This is a genomic window from Sphingopyxis sp., assembly GCF_041916015.1.
Lineage (GTDB): Bacteria > Pseudomonadota > Alphaproteobacteria > Sphingomonadales > Sphingomonadaceae > Sphingopyxis.
The window spans coordinates 45,948-52,308 of sequence record NZ_JAYSAH010000068.1 but is presented as its reverse complement, the minus strand read 5'-3'; the positions used below and the strand labels follow the sequence as shown (position 1 = coordinate 52,308).

Sequence of the window (6,361 nt, the reverse complement as noted above, 5' to 3'; positions counted from 1 at the left end):
CGCGCGCCTCCGGTCGGGCTACGCCCGCCCTCCGCCGCACGCAGCGCAAGGCCATCTTCAACAAACCAGCATCATATCCGAAAAGGGGGTCCCTCTTCGACGCCGATCGGGGGTCCCTTTTGAACGCCGTTTGACAGCCAAGAGCGAGGTGTCCAAAATATCACCTCCATGTGGAGGCTCGGATCGGTGCGGCACGCACCTCGGGTTGCGCCAGACCTGACGGTCGGCGCTTCAAATGCTGAGCAACCACATGAGAGCGCGGGAGGGAAGACACCGAGAGATGGAAAAAGCATCTGCATCGAGTCTTCCGGCACTGCTGGAGCGATTGGCGCTCAAGGGGCATTATTGGTCCCAACTCCTCAATGCCTGCGCGCTTATCGGCAATCGAACCTAAAAGTCCGTTACTCCATCTGACGGCCTACGCATGTGACCGGGATGGAAAAGCTGCCGCAACCACATCTCGTGCGGTCCTTTGCTGTCGAGCCGTTCACCTCTGGCCACGCTCAGGCCAAAGGCGTAATCGCAGCGCGCGGCAAAAATGCGCGTATGGCGACGCGCTTTTTTCAGCAGGCGGAGGATGGCTATGAGGCCGCAGGCAAATGCCGACAGTCTCCCCCTGGAAAATCTGCGCCGCCTGAAGGATCGGCTCCAGCCAATCTGACGTCCACACGATCCGTTACCTCGGTCATCGCGTCGCGAAGTAGCGAGGCGTATGGCACGAGCAGTTCCGACTCCTTGCGTCCAACAAGAAAGGCAGCGACGTCCTCGCACTCCACTTGCATGGAGACAATCATCGGCTCCCGCTCGATGCCCCATCGTTTAGGCCAGTCTAATGCATAAAATTTGGCAATCTCGAGGTCCAACGTCCAGCTGATACCCTGCGCAACCTCGTCGATGCTGCCGGTCCCTCCCCGGTATGCGGTGAGGGGGAATTCCATTGCCTCGAACTTCTCCTCCTCTTCGGGGGTCATCAGGCTCGGTCCCCAGTCTTCGGCAAACTCGTCCATGTCGTCGCCCTCGCCGTGCATGAACTTGCTCACGAAGGACCCGCGTCTCATCCCACCCAAGTATGGTTCGCTTTCCCAAGCCTGCCGTAGTGCGCCGCTGGCCATCGCCCGGTTCAGTGGAAGCTCGAACCGCCATGCCCGGATGAGGTCGGAAGTGAGACTGAAGCGCGCCCCATCATCGACGCGCTGGAAGATTGAGACGCCATCGGCAAAGTCCTTGTTCCAGCCCTTCGCACCGCGCTTTGCAGGACGTTCGAAGTCCTTCCATTGTTCGCTGAACATAAACACGCCTGAAACTCCATCTTGCTTGGTTCGAAGGCCAGCTGGCTTCCCTTACTTGTGCCACCTGCCGTGCTACCGGCTTAGGCATTGACGCTGAAGAAAGTGCGAACGCTTCATGGGGGTGCTCGGGATGGAAAAGCTGCCGCGACCGCGTCTCCTGCAACCGGGTGGAGAGGGGAGGAAAAGCCTCGCCTCCGCTCGGCGGTAAGCAAATAGGAGAAAATCCATGACCATCCATAATGACGCTGCCTCGTGCGAGGCGGCGCTGCGGCTCTGCGCGTCGTGCGTGGATGTCCGCATCCTCCGCCGCGTGCGGCCGATTGCCGAACTTGTGAACGACGGACCGCCAATTGGTCGGACGCGGCGCATAGCGATCGTCGATACCGAAACGACATCGGTCGACGTCCAGACGGCCGAGGTCATCGAAATCGCCGCCGCAGTGGTGCTGGTCGATGAGGCCGGAGAAATCCGCGCCATCGATACAGCGCTTCGCGGCCTCCGCGATCCCGGTATTCCGATCCCGGCCGAGGTGCAGCGGCTGACCGGAATATCGGACGACGACGTGGCGGGGCGCGCGCTGAACGTGCCGCGCTGGGAAGCACTGCTCGGCGGATCTGACCTGATTGTCGCGCACAACGCGGCCTACGATGCCCCAATTGTCGAGCGCCTGTTGCCCGGGATCAAGGGCCATGCCTGGGCCTGTTCGATGCGCGAAATTGATTGGGCGGCGCATGGATTCGATGGCGCCAAGCTCGGCCACCTCCTGATGCAGATCGGCTACTTCAGCACCGGGCACCGGGCGGACGCCGATGTGATCAGTCTCGCGCATCTGGTGACCCATCGTCCGGACGGCGCGCGCCCGCTGATCGCGGAGCTGCTTGTGCGGGCAGCGCAGTCGTCGTTGCGGATCGAGGCAACGGGCGCGCCGTTCGACAAGCGCCATCTCCTCAAGGCGCGCGGCTATCGCTGGGATGCGCGCGAGAAGGTGTGGTGGCGCGAGATCACCGAAGCTGCGCATGAGACCGAGGCGCTATGGCTTTCGCGCGATGCGGAACTGCGCGCAACACCGCGCGTGCGCCAGCTCAGCTGGCACACTCGCTATCGGTAAGGGGGAAGGCCTCGCTGCTCTGGTCGCGCGAGCAGCGAGGCCAGCGAGTGTCGCTATGCCGCGACGCTTCGCTTGAAGGTGAGGTCGCAACCTCTCCGTTCCCAGAGCCGCTTAGCCTCCAATCTTCAAAATCCGGTAAATCGACGGCCTCTGGCCATTGCTGGCGCCTGCAGGCGCAAGCCTCCGCCAATGCGGCGGGATTGAGCACCGTGAGAGAGCGGAAAAAGGCTCCGGCCAAAGCGGCCGTCACCCAATAGTAAGGAAGATAGAATGAACGACACCATGATGCGCGCGCTGCAGCACGAGAAACACGCCTGGGCTCTGCGCCACGAAATGGGCTTCCCGGCGGACGCCAAGCTAACTCCGTCAACCGAATTCGGCACCGGTGGCGCGATCGACGGTGGCATCGTGCGCGAACTGGTTCTCCGCGCGATGGAGTGGGACCAGGACATTATATATGTGGGTCTGGCACATGCCGGCATGTCCGGACCGCGAGAATATCTGGCAGTCATGCGCAACCAGCATCTGATCCACATCTTTCGCTGCCGACCTTGGTCCGGCGACAACAATGCGCCGGTCATCCTGGTGTCGGAATGTGGAAAAGTGACGATCCGGCTCGGCAGTGATGGCGCGTTCGAGTGTCTGGCGGGAGCGCCCTCCGACATCGCGGGCGGACATTGTCGAGCCTTGGCTCGCATCGAACGCGTCGCCGCCGAGACGCGCTCTCGGATCGAGACGCACACGTTCCAGCCGCGCTCCAGCGCCGATTAGTCTCGGTCGGTTCTGGCACCCGTCATTCTCAAAACCAATGCACACCGCGGCAGGCCGAGCCTGCCGCGCATTCCAAGGAAATATCCATGAAATACGAACCCCGTGTCGGCGTCGAACGCCGACCGCGCAGCTATATCGTGCTCGACGTCGAGTCCGCCGTCATCGAAGAAAGCGGCCATCGCCGCTATCAGGCCACGGAGCGATATAACCCCGGCAACGACAACAACCAGCCCACGCGCCGCGGTTATACCCGCAGCGAAGATCCGCTGACGTGTCCGCGCTGGGTGTTCCAGACCATCGTCACCGCCTCTATCATGGTGCTGACCGAGCATGCTGACGGTAACCTGGACATCGCGCAGTTCGTGACGTTGAGCCAGCCGGATCATGACGAGCGGGCGATCGTGTCCGGCCTTTTCCAGCTGCTGCAGACCTGGCCAGACGCCGAGCTCGTGACGTGGGCAGGTATGGTGCACGATATTCCGCTGATCATGATGGCCGCCTACAAGCACGGCCTGACCCTTCCCCGCGGTTGGCGCTGGCTGTCGTTCGGCGGCAACGATCCTGCTCGCCACCTGGACTTCGCTCGCATCGTGACCGGCGGGTTCAAGATGAAGCCGATCCATCTGGCCGAGGTCTTGGCTGCGCTCGATATTCCGGCCAAGATGACCGCACCGGCGTTCGCGGTCACGGGGCTCATTTACGCGGGCAAGTGGGATGCCGTGCAGGAAGCCTGTGAATGCGACACCATTGGCGTTGCGTTGCTACTCGCACGCTGGCGGCGGTGCCATGATGGTCGCGCCGATATCAATGTCGCGACGGATCGCCTCCTTCGACGGATGATCGAATTGCGCGATGGTCGCGGCTATGTTGCGGAACTGCAGGCGCGGCGACGACGGTTTCTGGCTGAAGCCACGCGGCACATGATGGCGGCCTAGCCCATCCTTTGTAATTGGGAGGTTGAGGGCAACGGGCCTCATGGACCGCGAACTGACTGCGATGGGGCGGTTGTGGCCTGGGTCATTAATGCCGTGGAAGCGGCCAACGGAAGTTGGCTCGTCATGCCGCACCTGCACCTGTGCGTGACCGCCAAGATGTGGCGGCATAACAGCCGCCATGGACGGCGTCACATATCTTGGCTTGGAAAGTGGGCGCGGCAGCGTTCCTTCGAGTTTGCCTGGCGAAGGGCGTGCCGAGCGTGCTGGACCATCGGATCGACCGCCCAGCACCTCGAACGCATAGATTAGCTTGAAATGGAAGAGTGCGCGGACAGCGGGGGAGAATGACAGATCATCCGCGAATGCTTCGCGTCAGACCGGATTTTGCGCTCGCGAGGCGATCCCACTCGCGAGCGCTCGTCCAGCGGTAAAAGCCGTAACGGGGCGCGATCGAGGTGCCCCGTTATGATTGGCACGTAGCGCCCCATAAACTCGAGGCGCTCCCGCAGGATCACGTCGAGACCCTCGGTCTGCATGCGCTTAGAATAATGCTTGCCGTTGGTGCCGGTCCGGGCATGACCCATCACATCGGCGCGGAGGATCTCGTTGACGCCATCGACTTCGTAGAAGCTGCTCCCCAGCGAGCGGATTGAATGAATGTCAGCTCCCTTGCCGTTTGAAGGAGGGGGAAGCGGCATTTGAGCGGCGATATAATCGACCATGTGCTTCCAAGCGCGCTCGTAGAAGAATGCGCCTCCGCGCTTCTTCGCGGCGACATAGCATTCGGGAAACAGGGCCACATGGCCCTCCGCGGCGATGGCGCGAACATATTCGGGAAAGCCAAGGCGAATAAGCTCCCTGGGGAGGGGCAGATGCCGATTGCGCGCCGCGCGCTTCTCCCCGGCCTTTTCGCCATCCTGGCCACGCGTAAAATTGTCTCGGATGTGCAAATAAGGCGTCTCGTGATCGAGCTCGATGTCGGCGACCTCAAGCCCGCAAATTTCCTCACGGCAGGCCGCGGTGTAATACCAGATCAGCGGAGCGAAATAGGCCGCATCATGATAAATGACGAGTTTCCGTCCGCTGGCCTTCAGCCGCTGTTTTGGACCGTCCCCGCCAGTATATATGGGCGAAGCAAAGAGACACTCGAGATGGGCGCGCTGCCATGGCGGACGTAGGTCACCCCCTTTATCTTTAATCGTGAGCCGGGCGGCACCGAAGTCGAGAACAAGGGAAGTCGCGCTGCGGCTCTTCCAGCATGTTTCCGAAAGATGCTTCGATACCGTCTGCAGGAAGGAGAGGTCGCGGTTTATCGTTTTGGGATCACGGCGCGTCGCATCGGTCAGCGCCGGCAGTTCGGCAACGACCTCGGCAAACGGCCGCGTCATCGCGCCTTTCTCCAATGTGCCGTAAGAAAACTTCAGGGGGATGCGGAGCAATCCCTTCTTGAAGACCGCCACGTCAAGGTGATTATATTCCCCAAGCGGTTTGTTCCCGGTGATCCACGCGAAGGTCTGCATGATCCGTCGCTGCTGCGACGTATTGCGGCTCCAGATTCCTTCCGCCTTGAGCTCGGCAATTACGTCATCGATGACCTCGCTGAACCGGCGAGCCTCATAAACTACGAACGGGTTGCCTCGACCGTTTGCGGTAACCGAAGGCAGCGCTGAAGTTCCCGGATGCTGGATGATCTGCGCGCTACCGTTCGATGGTCGCCGTTCAAACCCGGCGATAATGGCAGTCGCCGGATCGGGCGCATCGAGAACATCGTCGTCGAAGGCCCGCTGCACGAGATCTGCTCCGACTCCCATGCCGCGTATGATATGCGTCCTGGCCGGTTCAAGAATTCCAGCGTGCGCCTGCACACCGATCGCTCGAAGAAAGGCCGCGACCTGTTCGTCGCCAAGGTTTGAGACGATTTGTTCGGCGTAAAAGTCGGGACCGTCGAGATGGGCGAGTTCTCCCGGTTCCGGATCTTCGTCGCGCCGCGAGTCCTTCGGGCTGAAGGGTCGGTTCGGTCGCCGCAGGTTTCGGCACGCCTCAGCGATTTCCGTGGCAACGTCCAAGACCGACCCTGACCACGGCTGGTTTCCATAGGCATCGTTGAGCAAGCTATTCAGCTCGTCCTCGAGCGCGCGCCGAAAAATCCCTTCGATCTGTTCCCCCGTCAGCGCGGGACCTGTTTCCAACATGCAATCGACCTTCGCCTTCACCGTCATGAAACGCACCGAAAGCGAGGCGGAGCGCTGGCGGGCCGC

At 61.5% G+C, this 6,361-nt stretch carries 5 protein-coding genes; 3 read left to right on the top strand and 2 right to left on the bottom strand.

Annotated elements, in window-relative coordinates:
- Positions 1–581: 581 nt before the first annotated feature.
- Entirely contained in the window at positions 582–1,289 is a 708-nt protein-coding gene (locus tag ACE3SL_RS10070; protein WP_374525601.1) for a hypothetical protein, read from the bottom strand.
- Positions 1,290–1,515: 226 nt separating this feature from the next.
- On the opposite strand from ACE3SL_RS10070, the gene ACE3SL_RS10065 reads away from it, so the two are divergent.
- The 3 genes from ACE3SL_RS10065 (at position 1,516) to ACE3SL_RS10055 (ending at position 4,103) form a co-directional block, all read left to right on the top strand.
- Positions 1,516–2,397: a 3'-5' exonuclease gene (locus tag ACE3SL_RS10065; RefSeq protein WP_374525600.1), complete on the top strand. Its 882-nt coding sequence runs from the start codon at positions 1,516–1,518 to the stop codon at positions 2,395–2,397.
- A gap of 270 nt (positions 2,398–2,667) precedes the next feature.
- Positions 2,668–3,168 (top strand): hypothetical protein, encoded by a 501-nt coding sequence (locus tag ACE3SL_RS10060; protein WP_374525599.1) that lies wholly within the window; start codon positions 2,668–2,670, stop codon positions 3,166–3,168.
- A gap of 86 nt (positions 3,169–3,254) precedes the next feature.
- A complete protein-coding gene (locus ACE3SL_RS10055) occupies positions 3,255–4,103 on the top strand; it encodes a hypothetical protein (RefSeq protein WP_374525598.1) in 849 nt (282 codons plus the stop codon).
- Positions 4,104–4,408: 305 nt separating this feature from the next.
- On the opposite strand, the gene ACE3SL_RS10050 is transcribed toward ACE3SL_RS10055, so the two are convergent.
- A complete protein-coding gene (locus ACE3SL_RS10050) occupies positions 4,409–6,322 on the bottom strand; it encodes a hypothetical protein (RefSeq protein ID WP_374525597.1) in 1,914 nt (637 codons plus the stop codon).
- Between the last annotated feature and the right edge of the window lie 39 nt (positions 6,323–6,361).